Origin of the sequence: Pseudomonas sp. DTU12.3, assembly GCF_004124275.1 — a bacterium.
Classification (GTDB): Bacteria; Pseudomonadota; Gammaproteobacteria; order Pseudomonadales; family Pseudomonadaceae; genus Aquipseudomonas; species Aquipseudomonas helmanticensis.
The window spans coordinates 67,146-91,652 of record NZ_CP027218.1 but is presented as its reverse complement, the minus strand read 5'-3'; the positions used below and the strand labels follow the sequence as shown (position 1 = coordinate 91,652).

Here is a 24,507-nt window from a genome sequence, read left to right as displayed (position 1 = left end):
GTTTAGCCGCTACACGATCGAATCAATATCCAGCTGAAACGGCGCGCCAACGGCATGCCCGCCGGCCATTGCGACGATGGCGGCATCGTGGTCTTCGCCGGCTGGCGGAGTCATCGCCAGTTGTTCCTGAACGAGGTTTTCCGGGTGAGCGTTCCAGCGCAGCAGGTTTTCCTGCACCCACTCGGGCTGGTCGGCGTAGTTGCCATAAACGTCGGCTTCGGTGACGCGCTGGCCGCGCAGAGCGACCAGGCGGTCATGGGTCATTTTGATTTTGTCTATTTCATTGTTGAGAACCGTGACCTTGTGGATTCTTTCCTCGTGGCGGACGTAGGCGCTGGGGTGGGCCTGGATCTCCCGCTCAACGGCACGCAGTTGCTTTCTGATATTTTCCAATGCACCGCTGACCCATTCGAACTCCCGTGATGTGACCAAAGAGCGTTTGAGCTGCAGTGCTTCCTGCCAGCGGCGCAGGCTGGCCCAACAACCGGGAATGTAGCTGCCAACCATCGAGTGATCGCCAGCCGCGAAGAGCTGCTTCAGAAAAGAGCCGCGTTTGGGCAAGCCATTGATATTTCGCAAGGCTTCGGCACAGCCGTGATCATTGATGATGCTGCAGCCCGGCTGCCAGAGAATGGATGACTGATGGTCCTTTCCAAACACCACGGGCATGAAATGGCGCAGGGCACCGTGATGGCCGTATTCGTCGCCGAAGAAGTTGGTCATTCCCCAGACAAACAAGGCAAAACCGGCAGCGGGGGTAATAACCAGCACTGCTCCATTGGCGATATACATCGGCTCTGGTTTGGCGAAGGTGTTCATCCATGTGGCGGGAACGCTTGGAACCGGGTCGTTCTGGTTGACGATGCGGTGGTGGGTCAACGCCTTGGCACTTTCGATGAAAGTGGTGTCGCCGGCGCGCGGGGCGCCGTAGGTGTAGAGGACGATCTGCGGAAGATAGCGCTGATTCCGCCGCAGCATCTCCGACAAAATAAGTGCTATTGCTCCGCCCAGACTGTGTCCGGTGATCAGCAGTTTTTGCCCGCTGTAGAACCGTTCCAGATAACTCACCACAAACGGGTAAACCGCTTGGGCGCCGCCGTAGAAGCCGCGATGTACCTTGCCTTCTCCTTCCTCAAAAGGAACCTGATAGGCATCCCCATCCCGCATCGCATCGGGTTTCATTTCACTGGTCCCGCGTACGCTGATCAATATCAACTCGTCGTGATGGGTGATGAAGGCCTGGGTGTCCGTGCTGTTGTCTTTATCGCGATCATCGAAAAAGTGCAGTTTGGCCGGGTGCTCCTGCTGATCGCCCAAGTCGGGGTTGTTTACCTCGGGATAGAGCGATGGATCGAACGGCACCACTTCCAGACGTTTCGAGTAAGGGACCTCCTCATACAAGGGGTAGTACTTCTTCGTTTGCAGGGCATCGACTTTCCACAGTTCATCAAACTGCGGCAGGGCATGGCCAAACCAGTGGCCGCTGCTGGGTTGCACGGTGAAGCTCACGCTGTCAGTCCTCACCGGTTGGGTGTTCGGTTCTTGGCCGAAATCGGTGTAGCTCAGCGTGGCCATCAATGACAGTTGATAGAGGTTTAGTGCGCAGAATTCGTCGCCGGTCGACAGCATGGGCCGTAGTGCCCTCATCGGGCGTACTTCCAGCACGTGATGCTTGTTGGGCAACAGGGCAATGCCCTCGGGTTTGGGAGGCGGTGGGAAGAATCCAAGTTCGACCGTAGCCATATCCGCTTTACTGAAGAGGACGCTCAGTCCGGCATCAAGCGCGGATCTATCGACGACGGTGCAGCTTCTGGATTTTGGCGCCGGGCGCATTAGTTTATGCACCACCATGTTCGGTGGATCTCGCCGCAGGGCCAGAGGCGGCAAGTGCGCAATGTGGTTTACTAGTTCGCTGACTTCTATCTGGCAGTAAGCATTGGTTTCGGCGAAGTCTTTTGCTGGGTTGGCTTGGGTACGTACGCCTGTTTTGTGGAAAAAACGGGTTTTTTCGGCGCGTACCTGGAGTTCGGTAATGGGGAGGGGGTAATACGGCCTTTTTATCAAGGCCTTGTAAAGTGTGTCCGAACCTTCGAATGGGCGACTTGCTTTAAGCACTAACGGGCCGCAATGGTGGTTGTCGACTTTTCCGAAGCCCTTGGCATCGAGCTTTCCCGTATAGATAGTGTCTTCGTAATCAACGATCTCGAACGCCAAACCGGCGTAAGGTTTTCCATCACCAAATTCGTCCACTAGTTGAAAACTGGTCGAATGACTACGCCGAGGACACGCATGAATATGCCCCGACATGAAAGCGGCATCACTGGCGGCTAAGGGTTCTATATTCATGGAGTCGCATCCCTGTTTTCCGTGCATCCCGGGTAGATGGTGCAGACTCTTTCGTCAACCATTCGGAACGTGCTGAAGTCTTTGTAGTTTCCGTTGCAATAGGCGTGTTGATCTTCAAAACCATTACCCATGCATCGTTTCCAGCCGCCTGGGACTTGAACCCAGGTGTCGCCCCAGCCGGGCAACTCCTCACCTGCCAACGTGATCTTCAGACTTACCTTTTTCCCCGCTAGCTGAGTCAGCGTGTACGCCGTGGAAGGGCGGCTTCGCCCGACATTGCCCTGCGCATCCATTTTTTTGCAGGTCAGCAGTTTGATCAGGTAACGCTTCGGCCCGACGGTGCGAAAAAGCCACATGCACTCACCGAAGAACTCAGCTGTCTCGTCATCTCTGAAAGTACCCATTTGTCGCTCCAGCAACTCCGGACGCACGGCAAATGAGGCGTAGTCATAGCTGCTGTCACTTCGCTCCGGACCAAAAACACCGATGATCTTGATCTCCACATGGTTCAGCACCAGCGGGCAGTTGCTCGCTGTTTTGTACAGCTCAATTTCCGCAGTGCTGACGTATTCCATATTGGGTTTATTGAAGCTGACCCAGAAATCCGGCTTTCCCGCGACTCTGCACGTTTCTCCTTCGAGGGGCAGGTAGATGGCTTTCAGTTCGTATTTGAAGTTGGGTGGAAAGTCGGGAACAAAAGTAAACGTGTTCGGCGTACCAACCGCAGAGCAGCCCAGGATCAATGCAGTGCAACTGCCAAGTGCCAGAAATTGAAATGCACGTCTCATAAGGCTCCGCTCTCCTGCCAATACAGCACCTGCTGATACACCCGCTCAAAATGCGCCGTCGGGTCTTCTTCAGGTTTCGGCCACCATGACTTGGGCGGCACATACCCCGGTAGCTGAAGACTTTGGGTCAGCAAAAAGTGCACTTGCTCCGGTTGCTGCCAGCCCCACAGGCGCGCAGCTGAATCTGTCCCCACAGCCAGTCATCCATGTCGAGTTGCTCCGCTAGCTTGGCCATCGCTTCAGTGTGCTCGCCCACCAGATAGCGTCGGGCGTTGTCGAACAGCACGTTTGCGTAAATCAGCTCCGGTATGGGCGTCTGCAGCCATGGCGGGTCGATGGGCAGCGGGTGTTCGCCGGGATCCGGGTTGTCGGCGACGTTCCATTGCCCCGCGTGCCAGTAACAGACGCTGCTGATCGGCCCGAGCAAAGTGGCGTATTGCTCGGGTTGCAGATGCGCCAGCGCGCGTCCGAGCACGCGGTTGTCATGCACGCGATACACCGCCAGATTGGGGCGTTCGCCGGTCACCACGCGCTCACGCCAATGCCTTGCCAGATCATCCAGAGCGACATGCTCGGCACTGGCCAACCAACCCCAATGGCGGTCGGGAGTGGCGACCAGTGCCTGGATGACGGGGTGGCGCGCCGTGTCGATGCGCAGCAGCAGCGGACCGGTCTGCGCCAATGATTCAGCCGCCGTGCCGGCGTACAAATGACGAAATTGGTCCGTACCCAGGTCGGCGGCCAGCGCGGTGCGTGCTTCGCTCTGTCCGTCGGTATCGAGCATCAGAAACAGATCACGTCCGGCCCGGGGCTGCTCATGCAGCCATTGTTCGACCCGGTTCATGCGACTTCTCCCAGGCCGCACTGCCCAGCCGCACAGGCTTCGCACAGCGGGCAATAATCCGCCGCCTGCTGGCGAGCACTGTTGACGATCGACAGCGGTGTGGCACTGACAGGTGGGACGATTGCGCCCACTGCCTGCAGCGGCTGTAGCGGCGCGATGCCCGCCAACGGCGCACCGCCCTCGACGATCGGCACGCTGCTGAAAATCCCGCCAGCGTTGATGACGATGTAGTGACCGCCCGCCGACAGCGTCAGGCTCATGCCAGCGTCGATCACCACGTTGCTCGCGGTGACATGCGCCTGCTGGCCCGCCTGAATCACCAGCGCTCCAACCGTTTGACTGCTGATGCCGCTGACGGTCAGCAGATCATCGGCGTTGATCTGAGTACAGCGCACACCGTGGTGGGTGCGCAACGTCTTGCCCTCGATCAGGCAGGTGCTGTCATTGCCCACTTGCTCGAAGTGATCGCGGGTAATCAGGTTGCGGCTGTCATTGAGGATCAGTTGTTCCAGATCACGTTGAGCCCGCAGGTAGATTTTCTCCTGGCCAGCACGGTCTTCGATCGACAACTCGTTGTAACCGCCATTGCGCGGTGAGCTTTGAGTGCGCAAGACCGTTCTCGTCTCATTGGCCGGCAATGGATAGGCGGCGGATGTGACCTTGTTGGGTACGCAACCGGTGATCAGCGGTTGATCCGGGTCACCCTCCTGAAAAGTCACGACCACTTCCATGCCGATGCGCGGAATGGTCATCGCCCCGAAACCTTCCCCGGCCCAGCTGGAGGCAACGCGTATCCAGCAGCTGCTCTTCTCGCTATTGAGCTCTGCCCTGTCCCATGGGAACTCGACGCGAACCCTGCCGAATTCGTCGCAGAACGTTTCCCTCCCAGGCGGCCCGGTAACGCGCGCGGTCTGGCAGACCAACGACGGTTTTCGTGGTGGCAGCGCAGGGCGATAAAGCACCTCTGCGGGTATGGCGCTGAAAGTGTTGCGATAGCCCTGCGTGAAGCCATCGGCGGGTTTGACGTCGCTACCGGCAGCTTCTTCGAGGACCTGCGGTTGCTTGCCTTTATGCTTCAGGCTTACCAGCAACCAAAGGTTGTTGCAGTCCTTGCGCGGATGTTCAGTCAGATCGAACAAATACCCACTGCGCAGTGTCGCTTGATCGCTTTCGCCCTGAACCCTTTGGTAGTCGCAGCGATGTCGCTCCAAAACCTGGCGTACCCGCTGTTTGGCCTGTTTTTCGTTCTCCATCGGCAGGGGGTAGCGATAGTCTTCCAGCGCCGGTGTGAACTCGGCTGTGAAACGACTTTCCAGCAACAGGCTGGGGCGCTTCAGGTCATAGTCGCGACGGGTTACGGTGCTGGTTCGCGTATTGAAAACCATGGCGAACCGATTGACGACCGGGTGCTCGGCGACCATGCCCGTGTCTTGTTGAAAAGGCGTCGCTCCCAGCTTCGGGAAAAACACCTGATCGTCGGTAAACACCAGCATGTGACCGTCGGGAGAGTGCTGGTGATGCCACGCGATGCCTTCTTCGGCGCACAGGCGCCGGATGAACTCAAAATCGGATTGGCCATACTGAGTGCAGTAGTCACGCTCCATCCGGCTGCTGACATGGAAGGTGAATGCATCCGTCTGGATGCCATGACGCTGGAGTACCTGCGTGATGATTTGCGGTACCGTCAAGTTTTGAAAAATCCGCTGATCATGGCTGAACTGCAAGTAATACAGCGCTGGCACCAGCGTCAGTTGATAGTGAGTCAGACGTTTACCTGACTCGCCAATCTGCACATCCTCAATCCGCCCATGGACGCCTTCGCCATTGAAGCCGAATTGCAGAAACGCCGGCTGACTGAGCAGAGGCTCAAGGTCGATGTCAGCGCGTTCGCTGACCAACTCAATCCGGAACGCATAGAGGCTGCTGATAGCCTCATCGCCGTCGAAGGCAAGCACTGCGAAATCGTGGTGAATAGCGGGAATCTGTAGGGTAAAAGGCGCGCAACTGCCCGTGCTGAACATACGCTTGTCCTTAAGCAAAATGAGTCGATGCGCGGTGTTCGATCGTCCCTGATCGCCACGCGTAAAAAATTTGCCAAGGCACGCTAGCTGCGGGGGAAACAATTTGATGTAAGAACCGTCTCTGACGTTTGTCAGAGACTTCCGGGTTGTAAGGTGTTGTATGAATTGAAGGAAAGGACTGTAGGAGGCTAGTTCGAAACTTATTGAGTTAGCACGAATGTGCAGTATTTCCGGGACAGTGAAAGTTTCACAAAAACACTTTGCCATCAAATTGATGGCACTTTTTGTGGTCGCCATTGTCCTCGTCGAATTGTTCAAGGAAACCGATGCATTTTAGGACGAATCCTACTTCTATTTTTTTCAAGAGTTGTCATGCTTGCCGCCGTGTATTGGGACGGGCGTCCGGCAAGATGCCTTGTCGGAGCAGCAGAGCGCTCTAGCTCAAGGTTTTGGCGGGGGAAAAGAAAATGCGGCGAATATAAATGACGCTCAGGGATTCCCTTGCGACATATAGGGCAATCTCCTACAGACCCCAATGAACACTTCGTCTTGTTGTTTAATCAGATGCTTGCTAGTGGCCATCATAGTGATTACGATGCGCCCACTTGAAAGAGCACATCTCAATTGGATGAGTCGCACCACCGCTCTTCGATACTGTCCCGCGCCGCGGTTACTCCAATAGGCGCCTGACTGTAATCCTTAATAAAGGCCATGGATGTCCTACTCAAGCAAACTTTCCGCCCATTACCTCGAACTCGCAAAAGTCTCTGTTTCCAAAGAGAATTTCGCGGGCGAAGACGTTCGTTTTTCGAGCGAATTCGAGGCCCTGGAAAGCGAGCTGGCCAAAGCCTCGTCGATGCACGAAAGCGGGCAGATCGACTGGCTGAAAATTCGCGAAAACAGCGAAAATCTGCTGCGTACCCAATCCAAGGATTTGCGTGTCGGCGCCTGGCTGACCTGGTCGCTGTACCAGCGTGAATCCTTCCCCGGGCTGCTCGCCGGCCTCGGGTTGCTGCACCATCTGTCGGAAAACCACTGGGCCGACGTTCACCCGCTCAAAGCCCGCACCCGTGCCGCCGCCATCGGCTGGCTGGTGCCGCGTCTTGAGCAGGTCATCACTGAAAACATCGCGATCAAAGAGCAGTTGCCGATGTTCCGGCAGCTCTCCGAGCACCTGTCCGGTCTCGAAGCGGCGTGCGCGGAACATCTGGGTGATGATTCGCCGCTGCTGCTGCCGATTTCCCGTCGCCTGAAAACCATGATCCAGCGCGCCGCCGACAATCAGCCGGCACCCGGTGTGGTGGGCGCAGCAGTGGCCCAGGTCAAACAGGCGGCGAGCCAGTTGCTCACCCCCGGCGCGCCGATCGACAACGAACGCGAGGCGCACAAAGCCCTGCGCGCCCAGCAGGAAAGCGCCCGTCCATTGTGCGCCTGGTGGCTCAAGCAGAAAGCCACCGACCTGCGCGCCCTGCGCCTGAACCGCACGCTGCTGTGGATGACCATCGACGCGGTGCCCGAGCGTAACGCCGAGCAGATCACTGTGTTGCGCGGTCTGCCGCTGGAAAAACTCAAGCTCTATCAGGACCGTTTCGATCAGGGCAAATACGCCGACCTGCTGGTGGAACTGGAGGCGAGCCTGGCGAAGGCGCCGTTCTGGTTCGATGGCCAGAGGATGGTCTGGGAATGTCTCCAGAACCTCAACGCCGAGTTGGCAATGCGCGAAGTGGAAATCCACTTCGCGCTTTTGATTCAGCGCCTGCCCGGCATTGTCGAGTTGCGCTTCCATGACGGCGCGCCGTTTGCCGATCCGTCCACCCGGGCGTGGATCGCCGCCAACGTCATGCCGCACCTGCAAAGCGCCAGTGCGCCGCGCAAGGTCGAAAGCGAAAACGTCGAAACCCAGCCGGCGTGGGAAAAGGCCCTCGAAGAAGTCCTGCCGCTGCTGCGCAAGGAAGGCCTGAAGCCTGCCGTGCAGACGCTCAAGCAGGGTTTGCAATCGGCCCACGGCGGTCGCGAACGCTTCTTCTGGCAGTTCGCCCTCGCCAGGCTGTGCTTCATGGCCAAGAAGTACGAACTGGCCAAGAACCAGCTGGAAACCCTCGATCAGACATTACAGGACTCAGGCCTGCACGCCTGGGAGCCCGATCTTGCATTGGAAGTGCTGCATTTACTGCATAGCTGCTGCGAGTTGTTGCCGCAGAACCATGCCGTACGTGAACGCAAGGAAGAGATTTATCGCAGGCTGTGCCACCTCGATCTCGAAGTGGTACTCGAATAGGCCCCAGGGCCACAACCGCAAGGAGAAAAGCCATGGCCAAAGAAGGCTCGGTAGCCCCCAAGGAACGCATCAACGTCACCTTCAAACCCGCCACCGGCGGTGCTCAGGAAGAGATTGAACTGCCGCTGAAGCTGCTGGCAATCGGTGACTACACCCACCGCAAGGACGATCGCAAAATCGAAGATCGCAAGCCGATCAGCATCGACAAGATGACCTTCGACGAAGTGTTGGCCAAGCAAGAACTGGGTCTGACGCTGAGCGTGCCGAACCGTCTGCAGGAAGATGGCGAGGCCGACGAGCTGGCTGTGCAACTGCGCGTCAATTCGATGAAGGACTTCAACCCGGCCAGCCTGGTCGAGCAAGTGCCTGAGCTGAAAAAACTGATGGAACTGCGCGATGCGCTGGTGGCCCTCAAAGGCCCGCTGGGTAACGCACCTGCGTTCCGTAAAGCCATCGAAGGCGTGCTCGCCGACGACGAATCCCGCGGTCGCGTACTCGGTGAGCTGGGCCTGAACGCCGCAGCCACGGACGCCTGAGACTCCAGCCAAGGAAGCCAACACAATGAGCACTAGCGCAGCACAAGAGAAGAGCGCCGGCAACGGCGAGTACAGCATTCTCGACAGCATCATCGCCGAAACCCGTCTGACTCCGGACGACGAAGCCTACGACATCGCCAAGCGCGGTGTGTCGGCGTTCATCGAAGAACTGCTCAAGCCGCAGAACAACGGTGAGCCGGTCAAGAAAGCCATGGTTGACCGCATGATCGCCGAGATCGATGCCAAGCTCAGCCGTCAGATGGACGAGATTCTGCACCACCCGGAATTCCAGGCTCTGGAATCGTCGTGGCGTGGTCTGCAGTTGCTGGTCGATCGCACCAACTTCCGCGAAAACATCAAGATCGAAATCCTCAACGTCTCCAAAGAAGACCTGCTGGACGATTTCGAAGATTCGCCGGAAGTCATGCAGTCCGGCCTGTACAAGCACATCTACACCGCTGAATACGGCCAGTTCGGTGGTCAGCCTGTGGGCGCGATCATCGCTAACTACTACATGTCGCCAAGCTCGCCAGACGTCAAGCTGATGCAGTACGTGGCCAGCGTTTCGTGCATGTCCCACGCGCCGTTCATCGCTGCTGCCGGTCCGAAGTTCTTCGGCCTGGAAAGCTTCACCGGCCTGCCGGATCTGAAAGATCTGAAAGACCACTTCGAAGGCCCGCAATTCGCCAAATGGCAGAGCTTCCGTACCTCGGAAGACTCCCGCTACGTTGGCCTGACCGTGCCGCGTTTCCTGCTGCGTAACCCGTACGATCCGGAAGAAAACCCGGTCAAATCGTTCGTGTACAAGGAAACCGTTGCCAACAGCCACGAGCATTACCTGTGGGGCAACACTGCTTACGCGTTCGGCACCAAGCTGACCGACAGCTTCGCCAAATTCCGCTGGTGCCCGAACATTATCGGCCCGCAGAGCGGTGGCGCGGTTGAAGATCTGCCGTTGCACCACTTCGAAAGCATGGGCGAAATCGAAACCAAGATTCCTACTGAAGTTCTGGTTTCCGACCGTCGTGAATACGAACTGGCCGAGGAAGGCTTCATTTCCCTGACCATGCGTAAAGGCTCCGATAACGCGGCGTTCTTCTCCGCAAGCTCGGTGCAGAAGCCGAAGTTCTTCGGCATCAGCGCAGAAGGCAAGGCAGCAGAGCTGAACTACAAGCTCGGCACTCAACTGCCGTACATGATGATCGTCAACCGCCTGGCTCACTACTTGAAAGTGCTGCAGCGCGAGCAACTCGGTTCGTGGAAAGAACGTACCGACCTCGAGCTGGAACTGAACAAGTGGATCCGCCAGTACGTTGCCGACCAGGAAAACCCGAGCGCCGAAGTCCGTGGCCGTCGTCCGCTGCGCGCTGCGCAAGTGATCGTCAGCGATGTTGAAGGCGAGCCGGGCTGGTACCGCGTGAGCTTGAACGTGCGTCCGCACTTCAAGTACATGGGTGCCGATTTCACCCTGTCGCTGGTTGGCAAGCTGGACAAAGAGTAAGAGCGACTCATGGACGGATACGGCAGTCTTTTCGAACGCCTCAATGGCGACGCGGAACAGCGCAAGGGCAGGAGCCTCGAGGCTTCAGCCATGGCGTCTGTGGCTGCCCATCTGGCCAAAATGCTCAGCACCCGGGCCGGCAGCGTGCAAACGCTGTCCGACTACGGGTTGCCCGATCTCAATGACATGCGCCTGAGCCTGCACGACTCTCTGAGTCAGGCCCGCCTGGCCATCGAAAACTTCATCGAAGCCTACGAGCCACGCCTGAGCAACGTGCGTGTCATTTCCCTGCCGCGTGACCACGATCAACTGCGCCTGGCCTTCAGTATCGAAGGCTTGCTGGAAGTTGAAGGGTTCAAGCGTCAGGTCAGTTTTTCCGCGCGCCTGGATGGCAGCGGACAAGTGAAGGTCACCTAAGGAGATCCCCGATGTCTGGCAAACCCGCAGCACGCGTATCCGACCCCACCGCTTGCCCACTACCAGGCCACGGTACCAACCCGATCGCCGCCGGTTCCGGCGACGTGTTCTTCGACGGCCTCGCGGCCGCCCGTGAAGGCGATGCCTCCGCGTGTGGTGGTGCGATGGTTGGTGGTTTGGCCTCGACGGTGAAAATCAACGGCAAGTCTGCTGTCACCGTCGATTCTGAAGGCACGCATGGGAATAAGGTTACGGCAGGGTCATCGACGGTAATTATCGGTAACTCGCACTCGCCGGCGCCGTTTGTGCCGCCGTTGCCAGTGGAGATTAAGTGGCCGTTTACGGAGCACTTCGTTGTTACTGATCCCGAGACAGGCGCACCGGTAGCTAATCGTGGATACACCATCCGTACTGACTCAGGAAAAGAGGTTACGGGTGTAACGGACAGTGAAGGCAAAACCTCAGTGGTCGGCTCTTCCATCGCTGAAGGGGTCACTTTGTTTTTGGATTCTCAAGACTCGATAGCCATTTCCTGAGACTGATTTTTATGCCAGCTCCTATTAAAACTGCACTGACGCCCGCTGAAAATAAAGAAGGTCAAAGTGTTCAGGTCAAGGACTTTCAGATTTCTTCAATTCCACGGGTTATGGATAAGTTGGGGTGGGCGGTATCTGCTCGTGTTATGCGGAAATGGTTTGCTGGCGAACCTTATGAATTGTCAAAGTCTGTCAAGCAGGGCGATCTTGCAGCGAGCACATTGAGTGCGGAAAAGCTCCTTACAGATATACCGTTTGATTGGCTGTTTTCAGGATCGAAACGAGTAAAGCCAAAGATTGATGAGTTCGTCGCGGCGCTTTCATCATCGTCCGAATTTAACAATAGCGTTGGTAGATTAAAGGGTTCTCTGGACGAGCTCTCCAGAGGTCTGGTCGTATTAATGACTCGCCTTCAACGACTCGGGTTGCTGGATGCTAAAGCAAAAAAATTGAAAAGTGCTTATCTGGACTATAGCGATAAAACAGCGTTGGAACTCGAAGAGATATCTCAGTTTAACTTGATTCGGTTCGGGGCCACAGACTGGGAGAAAGCTACCGATGCTCTGGACGATGTATACGGTGCGCTAGGAACTTTTGTTGTTAAGGTTGCAGCTACCAAGTTACGGACTATTTCAAATGATAATGGCTTTCCGGCAATAGAGATTGAGCAGATCGGGCTTTATGTCCGAGATACATACGATTTTCTCAATGCAGGGGATGATCAACTGCTGGGCTACTGGTCGGAGGAGGGCGTCGTCAGGCCTGGACCAATTGATTACGTCACCGAACCAAAGCTGATCGAAAAAGGTGGGGTGGAATATCATAAAGTGACGAATGGAAAGTTTAATGAGTATCGCAAGTTGCACGGCAAGGGTGGCGATTTCATGATCTATACGGCCGTTAAATTATATGATGTCTCATTTATCATTCACCTTGGGCCAATCGATTTTGATGAGTATCTTTCTCGCTCAGGGTCGAAGTGATTATGAAGGCACCTTCGAAACTGTTTTTATTTTTATTTTTGGTGGGAACACCCATTTTTGTTTGGCTGTATATAAAGCAGGGTGCTGCCGCAGCGGCAGAGGTTTATTCGACAAAATGGAATGAATCAAAAACTTGCTATATAAATTCATATATCCCCAGGTATTCGAGTTTTGGTGTTGCTGGGAAAGTGGTAAAGCTTTTTACAAGTGAAGCTTTTTTTCGGGTGTATAACAAAAAAGGTGAATTGCTAAGATCATCTGAGTGGCTACTCTGGCAAAGTGAGTTCACAACAGATGAACGCTCACAGTGGATCAATGGCCATGCAATCTACCCAACTTCATCAGGCTATGAAGGCTGGAATATTACAGCATGCGCACCGTTAGACGGCGGTGAGGAATAAATATGTACGGGGAATGGAAGAGTCTCAATGTTCAATGTTTGAGCTCAGGAGGTCGTCGATTACTCGTGGCTGCCCTATGGTTTCCGCTGGTTGTTCTCTCGCTCATTGTGCTGATTGATCAATTGAATGAACCGCCTTCCGTTGCTCTGAATTTTGAAACCTTAGGAATGATTTTTGGAGTTCCGGCATACATCGCTTTTGCAATTCTGGAAATGCGGCTCATGCGGGATAAGCCTGAGCAGCGGGTGCTTAATCGAATTTGGCTTGGGCCGCTGGTGTTCATGCTTTTTTACGCCGTCAACTGGATGCTCTTTCGGTTAGCGGGAGGACTCAGCGGTCAGCCCATGAAGGGCGCGATGATGATCGAGTGGCTGGCATATGTTCCGACCTTGCTCCTCTTCGGCTACGTAGTGTCCGGACTGACAGTCGCGCTCTACAGGATATTTTTTTGATGAGTTCCACTACCAGGCAGGTAACCCGTGTCCTTTAACCACTACTACCAAAGCGAACTCACCGCACTGCGCCAACTCGGTCGCCGTTTCGCCGAGCGTAGTCCGGCGCTGGCGCCGTATCTGGGCCAGGCCGGGCGGGATCCGGATGTGGAGCGGTTGCTTGAAGGCTTTGCGTTTCTCACCGGGCGTCTGCGCCAGAAGCTCGATGACGAGCTGCCCGAGCTCAGCCATTCCCTGATGCAATTGCTGTGGCCGAACTACATGCGCCCGCTGCCAGCGTTCAGCATTTTGCAGTTCGATCCGCTCAAGCGTTCCGGGCCGGCGTTGCGTGTCGAGCGTGATACGCCGATTGAAAGCAAGCCGATCGAAGACGTGCGTTGCCGCTTCCGCACCTGCTACCCGACCGAAGTGCTGCCGCTGGATCTGGCCGCACTGAATTACTCGGTGAAGGGCGACGGCTCGCTGCTCAGCCTGCGTCTGGAGATGAGCGCCGACGGCCACCTCGGTGAGCTGGAACTGAGCAAATTGCGTCTGCACTTTGCCGGTGAGCGCTACATCAGCCAGATGCTCTACCTGAGCCTGCTGCGTAATCTCGAAGGCATCGAACTGATCCCGCTCGACGGCGCCGGCAAGCCGATCGATGGCGTCAGCGGCAAGCCGATGGCGTTCAAGATTCCCGGTGACCGGGTCAAACCGGTGGGCTTTGCCGAAGAAGAAGCGTTGATCCCGTATCCGCTGAACACCTTCCGTGGCTATCGCTACCTGCAGGAATACTTCGCCTTCCAAGACAAGTTCCTGTTCGTCGACGTCAACGGCCTGGACATCCTCAAGGCGCTGCCGGAAGACACGCTCAAGCAGATGCGCGGCCTCGAATTGCGCTTCGATATTCGCAAGAGCGGCATCATGCGGATGCGGCCGACCCTGGATAACGTGAAGCTGTTCTGTACGCCGATCGCCAACCTGTTCGCCCACGATGCATTGCCGATCCGCCTCGACGGCAAGCAGGACGAGTACCTGCTGCTGCCGGCGGAATTCGATCTGGAAAACTGCGGCGTGTTCTCCGTTGAAACCGTGACCGGCTGGAAGCCCGGCGGCCTCGGTTATCAGGAATACGTGCCGTTCGAATCCTTCGAGCACGACCCGAGTTTCGACGTGCCCAACAGCCGTCCGCATTACAGCATCCGCCAGCGTTCGTCCCTGCTGCACGACGGCCTCGACACGTACCTGAGCTTCGGTATTCGCCACACCGAAGCCCACGAAACCCTGTCGATCGAGCTGATGTGCACCAACCAGAACCTGCCGCGCAAGCTCAAGCTCGGCGACATCTGCATGGCCTGCGAAGAGACGCCGGAGTTCTTGAGCTTCCGCAACATCACCCCGGCGACTTCCAGCTTCGCACCGCCGCTGAACCGTGACTTCCTGTGGAAGCTGATCAGCAACATGTCGCTTAACTATCTGTCGCTGGCCGACGTCAATGCGTTGAAGGTGATTCTCGAAACCTACGACTTGCCGCGTTACTACGACCAGCACGCGGAGAAGGTCAGCAAACGCCTGCTCGGCGGCCTCAAGCACATCAAGCATCACCACGTTGACCGCTTGCACCGTGGTTTGCCGGTGCGCGGTTTGCGCACCGAACTGACCATCGACCCGGAAGGGTATATCGGCGAAGGCGACCTGTTCGTTTTCGCTTCGGTTCTTAACGAGTTTTTCGCGCTTTACGCCAGTCTCAATTCATTCCATGAGCTGCGGGTAAAAAGCACACAGGGAGAGGTGTACCAATGGACACCACGTATGGGCCTGCAGCCCCTGCTTTAAGCGGGCTGACGAAGGTAATACGCGAGTACTCGCTGTTTCAGGCCGTGCTGCTGGTGATCGACCGGCTGCGCGAAGCACACCCGCACCTGAGCGAAGACGATCTGTACGATCAGGTCGAGTTCCAGGCCAACCCGAGCCTCGGTTTTCCACGCAGTGATGTTGATCGCGTGGAGTTCTTCGAAGAGCACGGGCAGATGCGCGCGCGCATGCGTTTCAACCTGATCGGCCTGGTCGGCTCGGGTTCGCCGTTGCCGGCGTTCTACGGCGAACAGGCGTTGGGCGACAGCGAGGACGGCAACCCGACGCGCAACTTCCTCGACCTGTTCCACCATCGCCTGCAACGGCTGATGCTGCCGATCTGGCGCAAGTATCGCTACCGCGCAAGCTTCCAGAGCGGCGCGCTCGACCCGTTTTCGTCGCAGCTGTTTGCGCTGATCGGTCTGGGCGGCGACGAGATCCGCAAGGCCAAGGAACTCAACTGGAAACGCTTGCTGCCGTACCTCGGTTTGCTCAGCTTGCGGGCGCACTCGGCAGCGTTGATCGAAGCCGTGCTGCGTTACTACTTCAAGCACGAAGACCTGGTCATCGAGCAGTGCATCGAGCGCCGCGTGGAAATTCTCGAGGAGCAGCGCAACCGCCTCGGTCGCGCCAACAGCATGCTCGGTGAAGACCTTGTGCTGGGCGAACACGTGCGCGACCGCAGCGGTAAATTCCGCATTCACATTACCCAACTCGACTGGCAGCGATTCCATGAATTCCTGCCGATCGGTTTTGGTTACCAGCCGCTCTGCGCGCTGGTGCGGTTCACCTTGCGTGACCCGCTCGATTACGACATCCGCCTGGTCTTGCGCCAGGAAGAAATCCGCGAACTGCGCATCGGTGAGCAGAACGCCTGTCGCCTCGGTTGGACCAGTTGGCTGGGCCGCGAAAAAGCGGACGGCGTGGTGACCCTGGGCAGCAAAATTCATTAAGGACGTGAGCCATGATCAACGTAGACCTGCAACAACTCATCCAGGCGCTGGACGCCGAAACCCGTCGTGATCTGGAACGTTCGGCCGAGCGTTGCGTCGCCCGTGGCGGCAGCAAGATCCTCGTCGAAGACTTGATGCTGGGCCTGCTGGAGCGTCCAAACGGCTTGCTCGCGCGCGCGCTGCAAGATGCCGATGTCGATGCCGGCGAACTCAGTGCCGCGCTGCAATCGCGCGTTGAGCACAGCGCCTCGCGCAACCCGGTGTTCGCCCCGGAACTGGTGCAGTGGCTGCAAGACGCGCTGCTGGTGGCCAATCTCGAACTGGGCCAGACCCAGGTTGAAGACGCTGCGCTGATCCTCGCGCTGCTGCGCAACCCGATGCGCTACGCCGGCAGCCGTTACCAGCCGCTGCTCGCCAAGCTGAACATCGATCGTCTGAAGGAATTTGCCCTGTCGCAAAAAGAGCAACCGGCGGCCAATGGCAAACCGGCCGCGCAGGGCGAATCGCTGTTGCAGCGCTTCACCCACAACCTGACCCAACAGGCCCGCGACGGCAAACTCGACCCGGTGCTGTGCCGTGATGGCGCGATCCGCCAGATGGTCGACATCCTCGCGCGTCGCCGCAAGAACAACCCAATCGTCGTCGGTGAGGCCGGTGTCGGCAAGACCGCAATCGTTGAAGGCCTGGCTTCGCGCATCGCTGCCGGTGAAGTGCCGCAAGTGCTCAAGGGCGTTGAACTGCTGTCGCTGGACATGGGCCTGTTGCAGGCCGGCGCCAGCGTCAAAGGTGAATTCGAGCGTCGCCTTAAAGGCGTGATCGACGAAGTCAAAGCCTCGCCGAAACCGATCATTCTGTTCATTGACGAAGCTCATACCCTGATCGGTGCCGGCGGCAATGCGGGTGGCTCCGACGCAGCCAACCTGCTGAAACCGGCACTGGCGCGTGGCGAACTGCGCACCATCGCCGCGACCACCTGGGCCGAGTACAAGAAATACTTCGAGAAAGACCCGGCCCTGGCCCGTCGTTTCCAACCGGTGCAATTGCACGAACCGACCGTCAGCGAAGCGGTGACCATCCTTCGTGGTCTGGCCCAGGTTTACGAGAAGAGCCACGGCATCTACCTGCGCGATGACGCGGTGGTCTCGGCGGCTGAGTTGTCCGCACGTTATCTGGCCGGTCGGCAACTGCCGGACAAAGCCGTCGACGTCCTCGACACCGCGTGTGCCCGCGTGCGCATCAGCCTCGCCGCCGCGCCGGAAAGCCTTGAGCGTCTGCGTGGCGAACTGGCCGAAGGTGGCCGTCAGCGTCAGGCGCTGCGTCGCGATGCCGAAGCCGGTCTGCTGATCGACCACGAAGCACTGGACGCGCTGGAAGTTCGTCTTGAAGAAGCCGAAAGCGAGATGGTTGCGCTGGAAACCCAGTGGACTGAGCAGAAAGCTTTGGCCGAACGCCTGCTGGATCTGCGTCAACAACTGGCCAAGGCTCGCGAAGCCGCAGCAGTCGAGCCAGTGGTCACCGTTGAAGAAGACGCCGAAGGCACTGTCATCGAAACCGTTGTTGCCGAAGTCGAAGAAGGCCAAAGCGTCGAAGCGCTGGAAGCCCAACTCAACGAAACCCATATCGCCCTGACTGCCGCTCAGGTCAAAGAGCGTCTGGTCAGCTTCGAGGTGTGCCCGCGTCTGGTTGCCGAAGTGATCAGCGCCTGGACCGGCGTGCCGCTGGCGCAACTGGCTCGCGAACACAACGCCAAGGTCGCCAGCTTCGCCACTGACCTGCGCACACGCATCCGTGGTCAGGAACAAGCCGTGCACGCACTGGATCGCTCGATGCGCGCCACCGCTGCCGGCCTGAACAAACCTGATGCACCGGTTGGCGTGTTCCTGTTGGTTGGCCCGAGCGGCGTCGGCAAGACCGAAACCGCATTGGCCTTGGCTGACTTGCTGTATGGCGGTGATCGTTTCATCACCACCATCAACATGTCCGAGTTCCAGGAGAAGCACACCGTTTCCCGCCTGATCGGTGCACCGCCAGGCTACGTCGGTTACGGCGAGGGCGGCATGCTCACCGAAGCCGTGCGCCAGAAGCCGTATTCGGTGGTGCTGCTCGATGAAGTCGAAAAGGCTGATCCGGATGTGCTCAACCTGTTCTATCAAATCTTCGACAAAGGCGTGGCCAACGACGGCGAAGGTCGCGAGATCGATTTCCGCAACACGTTGATCCTGATGACCTCGAACCTTGGCAGCGACCGCATCAGCGATCTCTGCGAGAACGGCGCGCGCCCGACGGCGGAAGTGCTCGAAGAAACCATTCGCCCGGTACTCAGCAAACACTTCAAACCGGCGCTGCTGGCGCGGATGAAAGTGGTTCCGTACTACCCGGTTGGCGGCCCGGTGCTGCGCGAGCTGATCGAGATCAAACTCGGTCGTCTCGGCGAGCGTCTCAACCGTCGTCAGCTGGATTTCAGCTGGTGCCAGAACCTCGTCGATCACCTGTCCGAGCGTTGCACGCAGAGCGACAGCGGCGCGCGCCTGATCGACCATCTGCTCGACCAACACGTGCTGCCGTTGGTGGCGGATCGTCTGCTCGATGCCATGGCCACCGGTGAAAGCCTCAAGCGTGTGCATGCCACGCTCGACGGCGAATCCAGCGTGACGTGCGAGTTCGCCTGAGGTGGGTGTGATGTTCACTCAAGTGCCGCAGCCGCTGGTCTATGCCGAAGCGTTGCTGGCGCAATTCGCCAGTCTGTCGCGGGCGGCGGACGGTGCTGCGTTGCTGGGTGACTTTGTGCGCGGGCTGGCCGAGTTGAGTGGTTGCGAGTTGACTCAGTTGTATCTGCTCGACGCCACCCACACGTGCCTGGGGATGAATGCCGAGTGCCTCGACGGCGCCCTGCAACCGCGCGAAGCGGCGAGCCTGCCAGCGGATTACAACGGTGAACAACTGCTGCAATTTGCCCTCTGCCAGAACCGCGTCGTGTGCCTCGACGACTTGAGCGGCAGCCTGCACGAAACCAGTTTCCTGCCAGCGACGACCTCGCCGTGGCAGTCGCTGTTGTGTGTGCCGCTGGTCAATCAGCACAAGGCTGTCGAAGGCCTGCTGCTGTGTGCCAGCCGGCGTCGCGCCAACCTGCAAGGCTTTGCCGATTCGCTCGGTCAGCTCGGCTCGTTCGTGCTTGGCCAGTTGCATTTGCTGCAACGTCTGCGTCAGCCGCTGGCGCAATCGGCCATGGCTGCGCGCAGTGTGCCGAGCATCAGTGGTTATGGCCTGATCGGCAAAAGCGCGGCGATGCGCCAGACCCACTCGCTGATCAGCAAAGTGCTGCACAGCCCGTACACCGTGCTGCTGCGTGGCGAAACCGGCACCGGCAAGGAAGTCGTCGCCCGCGCGATTCACGATTGCGGCCCGCGTCGCTCCCGGGCATTCATCGTGCAGAACTGCGCGGCGGTCCCGGAAAATCTGCTGGAAAGTGAGCTGTTCGGCTATCGCAAAGGCGCCTTCACCGGTGCCGACCGCGACCGCGCCGGGCTGTTCGATGCGGCCAATGGCGGCACGCTGTTGCTCGACGAGATCGGCGACATGCCGCTGTCGTTGCAGGCAAAGATTCTGCGTGTGTTGCAGGAAGGCGAGATTCGCCCGCTGGGTTCCAACGATACGCACAAGATCGATGTGCGCATCATCGCCGCGACGCACCGCGATCTGTCGACGCTGGTCAGCGAGGGCAAGTTCCGCGAAGACTTGTACTACCGCCTCGCGCAATTCCCGATCGAGCTGCCCGCCCTGCGTCAGCGCGAAGGCGACATCCTTGAACTGGCCCAGCACTTTGCCGAGAAGACGTGTACGTATTTGCAGCGCGATCCGGTGCGCTGGTCGGACGCAGCGCTGGAGCATCTGGGCGGTTACACCTTCCCCGGCAACGTCCGCGAACTCAAGGCGTTGGTCGAACGCGCGGTGCTGCTGTGCGAGGGCGGCGAGTTGCTCGCCGAGCATTTCTCCCTGCGCATGGAGCCGGCACCGGAAGACAACAGCCACCTGAATCTGCGCGAACGCCTAGAGCAGGTCGAACGCACCTTGTTGCTCGATTGCCTGCGCAAAAATGACGGCAACCAGACCCTCGCCGCCCGCGAACTGGGCTTGCCTCGGCGCACGCTGCTGTACCGCCTCGGCCGTTTGAATATCAACCTGGGTGACTTCGATGGTTGATCTGAAGTTGCCTTCTGCACCCAGCAGATTTCCTGTAGGCCAAAGATCTCCTGTCGCAGGCAAACTCCTTGTGGCGAGGGGACTTGTCCCCGTTCGGCTGCGTAGCAGTCGCCATTCGGTAAACGCAGGTTTCCTGAAAAAACCGGAAATCAGGTTTTGGGGGCGCTGCGCACCCCGGCGGGGACAAGTCCCCTCGCCACAGAAGATTGTCGTACCTCCTTGGATTGGCTCAAGGCCCCGGTTTAGAGCCTTCCAAAACAACGAATTCGCTTATAACAGCGCCGCCCGAAAGGGCCGGCGCTTTGTGCTTTGTCTACCCCTGGAGACCCTCTGATGTCTGTTCGTCACTGGCACGCTGTCCTGCTGACCCTCGTCGTTCTATGCGGCCTTGGCGGCTGTAGCGGCAATTACAAATTCAACGACAACGACTATCGCCCGTTGGGTGATCCGCAAGCGGTCAATCGCGGCAAGTGACCGCAAGGAGCATCAAACATGGAATTGGTTTTCGAAATGCTGAACACCAAGCAGTTCGTGCCCACCGAGTTGTGCCAGAGGACCTTTAAACAGGCCGGTGGCGTGATCGGGCGGGGCGAGGACTGCGACTGGATCATTCCTGACCGCAAGCGTCACCTGTCCAATCACCACGCGATTGTCAGTTACCGCGAAGGCACGTTCTTCCTCACCGACACCAGCAGCAACGGTGTCCAGGACGGCAGCAGCGGCGCACGCCTGAACAAAGGCGAGCCGGTGCGCATCGAACATGGCAGCACTTACGTGCTCGGTGACTTCGAAATCCGCGCGCGACTGGTACGCGACCCGGCGACCTTCGACGGTGAAGTCGGGCGCCCGCGTGCGGCCGGCAGCATTATCCCGGACGACGCGTTCCTCGATCTCGACCCGCTCAATGCCCTCGAACAGCAAGAGCGCGTGTACTCGGAAATCGACGAACTGCTGGCGCCGAACACCAAGCCGGAAGACTCCCGTCAGCGCGCCGACTACGCGCGCATCGACATGGAAAGCCTGATGGTGCCGGAGCTGATTGCCGCGCCCGCCGAACCTGAGCCTGCTCCGGCACCGAAAGCCGTTGAGCGTCAAAGCGAAGGTTTCTGGGAGCACTTTGGCGCTGCGCTGGGTGTGGACGTCAAAGGCCTCGGTCACGACGAACGCGAAGCCCTGGCGCTGAACGCCGCGCGTCTGTTGCGCCAAAGCATCGGCGGTTTGCAGCAGAGCCTGCGCACCCGTTCCGAGCTGAAAAACGAGCTGCGTCTGGCCCAGACCACCGTGCAAGGCACCAACAAGAACCCGCTGAAATTCGCCGTCGACCCGAGCGAAGCGCTGCAGATTCTGTTGCAGCCAAGCAAGCCCGGGCATCTGCCGGCCGAGCAAGCGATCTCCCGTGCATTCCGCGATTTGCAGGCGCATCAGGTGGCGCTGCTGACCGCCAGCCGCGCCGCTGTGCGCGGCACGCTGGAGCATTTCTCGCCGGAGCAACTGACCCTGCGTTTCGAGCGCGACAGCAAGCCGTTGATCGCGACATCGGGCGGGCGCTGGAGAGCGTTCGGTCGTTATCACCAGGCACTGCGTCAGGACGATGACTGGAGCGAGCGCCTGCTGGCCCGCGACTTCGCCCAGGCCTACGAAGAACAGATCCGCCTGATTTCCACCCTTCACACCGACCACCAAGGATGATGCGCATGTCTCGCCGCTCGACCGCTTTTTTCAAGACGCTGACTGCGCTCACCGTGCTGGTGCTGCTCGCCGGTTGCTCGTCGCTGTCGCCGTACTCGAAAGTGACCAAGATCAACCTGAAGCTCACCGGCAGCGATCAGTTGAATCTGGACCTCAATGGCCGCCCATCGCCGGTGGTGGTGCGCCTGTTCGAACTCAAACACCCGGTGACCTTCGAGAACGCTGATTTCTTCAGCCTCTACGAACGCGCCAAGGAATCCCTCAACCCGGATCTGGTGGCCAGTGAAGAACTCGAACTGCGCCCGGGTGAAACCGTGGAACTGAAGCTCAAGGTGGAAGAGGGCAGCCGTTATGTTGGCGTTCTTGCCGCTTACCGCGACTTGCCGGAAACCCAATGGCGCCACACGGTGCAGATCACTCCGTTGGAAGTTACCGAAGTCGATCTGACTCTGGACCAGACCGGCATCCGTAACACTAATCAAGTGCTCGCCAAGGCGGATGACTGACCATGAATACCCATAAAGTCATTTGGCAGGAAGGCATGCTGCTGCGTCCGCAGCACTTCCAGCACAACGATCGCTATTACGATCACCAGATGAAAACCCGCACCCAATTGCTCGGTGGCTACACCTGGGGTTTTCTCAATCTGGAGATCGACTTGCAGTTCCTCAACATGGGCAAACTGGTGATCAGTGAAGCCTCGGGGATTCTGCCGGACGGCAGCCTGTTCGAACTCGGTGGCAACACTGAGCCGCTGGCGCTGGACGTGCCGCCGAACACCGGCAACACGCCGATCTACCTGGCGCTGCCGCTGGTCACCGGTAACCACATCGAGTCGCGCCGCCCGGAGCAATCCGACGTGCTTGCGCGTTACACCGCGTATGACGCCGAAGTGGCCGACTCCAACGCCGGCGACGATTCCGCCAGCCAGGTCAGCTGCGGTCGCCCGGACTTCAAACTGTTGCTCGGCGAGCAACAGAGCGATCAGGCCTACGTGAAGCTGAAGATCTGCGACGTGCTCGACACCACGCCCGACGGCGTGATCAGCCTCGACCCGGATTTCGTCCCGACCTACATTCAGGCACACGCCTCCAGCTACCTGTTGTCGTGCCTGAAAGAAGTCATCAGCATGCTCAGCCACCGTGGCGACACCATCGCCGAGCGGATTCGCTCGAACGGTAAGGTCGGCGGCGCGGAAGTCGGCGACTTCATGATGCTGCAACTGATCAACCGTACCGAACTGCTGCTGCGTCACTACCTCGGCCTGGAGCAAGTGCATCCGGAAGAGTTGTACCGCACGCTGTTGACCATGCTCGGCGATCTGGCGACGTTCTCCGGCGAGAGCAAACGTCCGCGTCTGGACAGCCGCTACTCTCACGCCGATCAGGGCGCGAGCTTCCGCAAACTGATGGAAGCGATTCGTCAGGTGCTGTCGATGGTGCTCGAACAGCACGCCATCGAACTGATCCTGCAAGCGCGTCAGTACGGCATCATCGTCTCGCCGTTGCACGACCACAAACTGCTCGGCTCAGCCTCGTTCGTGCTGGCGGCCAGTGCCAACTGCGACTCCGAAGAACTGCGCCATCGCTTGCCGGCGCACCTCAAGGTCGGCCCGGTGGAGCGCATCCGCCAACTGGTCAACCTGCACTTGCCGGGGATCAAGGTCAAACCGTTGCCGGTGGCCCCGCGGCAGATCGCGTTCCACTCGAACAAAACCTATTTCATCCTCGAACTCAGTTCCGAAGACCTGGCACAACTCGAGCGCTCCGGCGGTTTCGCGTTCCACGTGTCCGGCGAATTTGCCGAGCTTGAACTGAAATTCTGGGCCATCAGGAACTGACCGACATGATCAAGGAAACGGATTACAACCAGGACGACAAAACCGTCCTGCTCGATCGTCAAGGCCACGGACCGGCGTCGAGTCCGCTGACCGACTTCGCTGCGCCGCCGCGCTTCGAGCAACTGGAAGAACGGATGATCTACGCCGCGCGCCTGCGTCCGGCGGAAGCGTTCAACATCAGCCTCAATTCGCTGGTGGCGGCATCCTCCGAACTGCTCTCGGAAGTGGTGCGCCTCAAGCACAGCGAAACCCGCGAAGACATGTACGCGCTGAATGAGCGCCTGACCGCCGGGCTCAAGCTGTTTGAAGTGCGCGCCCTGCACAACGGCGCCGAAAGCAGCCAGGTGATGGCCGCGCGTTACGTGCTCTGCACCGTGGTCGACGAAGCCGTCGTGACTACGCCGTGGGGCAACGAAAGCGAGTGGTCGCAGATGAGCCTGCTGAGCAGCTTCCACAACGAAACCTTCGGTGGCGAGAAGTTCTTCCAGTTGCTCGATCGGCTGTCGAAGAACCCGGTCAAGCACTTGCCGATGCTCGAATTGATGTACCTGTGCCTGTCCCTCGGTTTCGAGGGCAAGTACCGCGTCCAGGCACGCGGCATGCTCGAACTCGAAGGCATCCGCGACGCCCTGTACCGGCAGATCCGTCAGTTGCGTGGCGACGTGCCGCGCGAGTTGTCGCCGCACTGGGAAGGCCTGGATGATCAGCGCCGTAACCTGGTGCGCATCGTGCCGGCATGGATGGTGGTGTTGTTCACTGTCGTTTGTCTGGTGGTGATGTATTCGGGCTTCGCCTGGGTCTTGGGCGAGCAGCGCGACACCGTTCTGCAACCTTATCAGCCGCTTGATCCAGCCGCGGTCCAACCGCAGTCGCAGCCGTAAACAGGGAC

Annotated in this window: 21 protein-coding genes; 17 read left to right on the top strand and 4 right to left on the bottom strand. The window is 58.6% G+C overall.

Annotated features, from left to right (window positions below; all coding sequences use genetic code 11):
* Window positions 1-9: 9 nt before the first annotated feature.
* The 4 genes from C2E19_RS00440 to tssI form a co-directional block, all read right to left on the bottom strand.
* Entirely contained in the window at window positions 10-2,346 is a 2,337-nt protein-coding gene (locus tag C2E19_RS00440; RefSeq protein ID WP_129386650.1) for a lipase family protein, read from the bottom strand.
* The gene (locus C2E19_RS00435; protein WP_129386647.1) at window positions 2,343-3,134 is read right to left on the bottom strand and encodes a hypothetical protein; all 792 of its coding nucleotides are present in this window, start codon (window positions 3,132-3,134) and stop codon (window positions 2,343-2,345) included. Before C2E19_RS00435 ends, C2E19_RS00440 begins: the two co-directional genes overlap by 4 nt.
* A 127-nt stretch (window positions 3,135-3,261) precedes the next feature.
* The gene (locus C2E19_RS00430) at window positions 3,262-3,978 is read right to left on the bottom strand and encodes a DUF4123 domain-containing protein (RefSeq protein ID WP_256661267.1); all 717 of its coding nucleotides are present in this window, start codon (window positions 3,976-3,978) and stop codon (window positions 3,262-3,264) included.
* Window positions 3,975-5,999 carry a type VI secretion system tip protein TssI/VgrG gene (gene tssI, locus C2E19_RS00425; RefSeq protein WP_129386644.1) on the bottom strand — a complete coding sequence of 675 codons (2,025 nt, stop codon included), beginning with the start codon at window positions 5,997-5,999 and terminating at the stop codon, window positions 3,975-3,977. The genes C2E19_RS00430 and tssI overlap by 4 nt, the downstream gene beginning before the upstream one ends.
* Before the next feature lie 715 nt (window positions 6,000-6,714).
* Between tssI and tssA the strand changes: the two genes are divergently transcribed.
* From tssA to icmH, 17 genes are all read left to right on the top strand, one after another.
* The gene (gene tssA, locus C2E19_RS00420) at window positions 6,715-8,277 is read left to right on the top strand and encodes a type VI secretion system protein TssA (protein ID WP_129386641.1); all 1,563 of its coding nucleotides are present in this window, start codon (window positions 6,715-6,717) and stop codon (window positions 8,275-8,277) included.
* Between the two features lie 32 nt (window positions 8,278-8,309).
* The gene (gene tssB / locus C2E19_RS00415) at window positions 8,310-8,813 is read left to right on the top strand and encodes a type VI secretion system contractile sheath small subunit (RefSeq protein WP_129386638.1); all 504 of its coding nucleotides are present in this window, start codon (window positions 8,310-8,312) and stop codon (window positions 8,811-8,813) included.
* Window positions 8,814-8,838: 25 nt separating this feature from the next.
* Entirely contained in the window at window positions 8,839-10,314 is a 1,476-nt protein-coding gene (tssC, locus tag C2E19_RS00410; RefSeq protein WP_129386635.1) for a type VI secretion system contractile sheath large subunit, read from the top strand.
* A gap of 9 nt (window positions 10,315-10,323) precedes the next feature.
* Window positions 10,324-10,731 carry a type VI secretion system baseplate subunit TssE gene (gene tssE, locus C2E19_RS00405; protein WP_064389595.1) on the top strand — a complete coding sequence of 136 codons (408 nt, stop codon included), beginning with the start codon at window positions 10,324-10,326 and terminating at the stop codon, window positions 10,729-10,731.
* Window positions 10,732-10,742: 11 nt separating this feature from the next.
* On the top strand, window positions 10,743-11,267 hold the full coding sequence (locus tag C2E19_RS00400; protein WP_129386632.1) for a PAAR domain-containing protein: 525 nt from the start codon (window positions 10,743-10,745) through the stop codon (window positions 11,265-11,267).
* Between the two features lie 11 nt (window positions 11,268-11,278).
* A complete protein-coding gene (locus tag C2E19_RS00395; RefSeq protein ID WP_129386629.1) occupies window positions 11,279-12,250 on the top strand; it encodes a DUF6402 family protein in 972 nt (323 codons plus the stop codon).
* A gap of 2 nt (window positions 12,251-12,252) precedes the next feature.
* Window positions 12,253-12,651, top strand: a complete 399-nt coding sequence (locus tag C2E19_RS00390; RefSeq protein ID WP_256661264.1) for a hypothetical protein — start codon at window positions 12,253-12,255, stop codon at window positions 12,649-12,651.
* Between the two features lie 65 nt (window positions 12,652-12,716).
* The gene (locus C2E19_RS00385) at window positions 12,717-13,103 is read left to right on the top strand and encodes a hypothetical protein (protein ID WP_256661263.1); all 387 of its coding nucleotides are present in this window, start codon (window positions 12,717-12,719) and stop codon (window positions 13,101-13,103) included.
* Between the two features lie 27 nt (window positions 13,104-13,130).
* Window positions 13,131-14,918 (top strand): type VI secretion system baseplate subunit TssF, encoded by a 1,788-nt coding sequence (gene tssF / locus C2E19_RS00380; RefSeq protein ID WP_129386626.1) that lies wholly within the window; start codon window positions 13,131-13,133, stop codon window positions 14,916-14,918.
* Window positions 14,882-15,889 carry a type VI secretion system baseplate subunit TssG gene (tssG, locus tag C2E19_RS00375; protein ID WP_129386624.1) on the top strand — a complete coding sequence of 336 codons (1,008 nt, stop codon included), beginning with the start codon at window positions 14,882-14,884 and terminating at the stop codon, window positions 15,887-15,889. The genes tssF and tssG overlap by 37 nt, the downstream gene beginning before the upstream one ends.
* Before the next feature lie 11 nt (window positions 15,890-15,900).
* Window positions 15,901-18,558 carry a type VI secretion system ATPase TssH gene (gene tssH / locus C2E19_RS00370; protein ID WP_129386621.1) on the top strand — a complete coding sequence of 886 codons (2,658 nt, stop codon included), beginning with the start codon at window positions 15,901-15,903 and terminating at the stop codon, window positions 18,556-18,558.
* A gap of 10 nt (window positions 18,559-18,568) precedes the next feature.
* Window positions 18,569-20,089 (top strand): sigma-54-dependent Fis family transcriptional regulator, encoded by a 1,521-nt coding sequence (locus C2E19_RS00365; RefSeq protein ID WP_129386618.1) that lies wholly within the window; start codon window positions 18,569-18,571, stop codon window positions 20,087-20,089.
* A 333-nt stretch (window positions 20,090-20,422) separates the two neighbouring features.
* Window positions 20,423-20,563, top strand: coding sequence for a hypothetical protein (locus C2E19_RS00355; RefSeq protein ID WP_003229566.1), 141 nt, complete (start codon window positions 20,423-20,425; stop codon window positions 20,561-20,563).
* An 18-nt stretch (window positions 20,564-20,581) separates the two neighbouring features.
* Complete coding sequence (tagH, locus tag C2E19_RS00350) at window positions 20,582-21,778, top strand: type VI secretion system-associated FHA domain protein TagH (protein ID WP_129386615.1); 1,197 nt, start codon at window positions 20,582-20,584, stop codon at window positions 21,776-21,778.
* Window positions 21,779-21,783: 5 nt separating this feature from the next.
* On the top strand, window positions 21,784-22,284 hold the full coding sequence (gene tssJ, locus C2E19_RS00345) for a type VI secretion system lipoprotein TssJ (RefSeq protein WP_129386611.1): 501 nt from the start codon (window positions 21,784-21,786) through the stop codon (window positions 22,282-22,284).
* A 2-nt stretch (window positions 22,285-22,286) separates the two neighbouring features.
* Window positions 22,287-23,618 (top strand): type VI secretion system baseplate subunit TssK, encoded by a 1,332-nt coding sequence (tssK, locus tag C2E19_RS00340; RefSeq protein WP_095187889.1) that lies wholly within the window; start codon window positions 22,287-22,289, stop codon window positions 23,616-23,618.
* Between the two features lie 5 nt (window positions 23,619-23,623).
* Window positions 23,624-24,499, top strand: a complete 876-nt coding sequence (gene icmH / locus C2E19_RS00335) for a type IVB secretion system protein IcmH/DotU (protein WP_129386608.1) — start codon at window positions 23,624-23,626, stop codon at window positions 24,497-24,499.
* The last annotated feature ends 8 nt before the right edge of the window (window positions 24,500-24,507 follow it).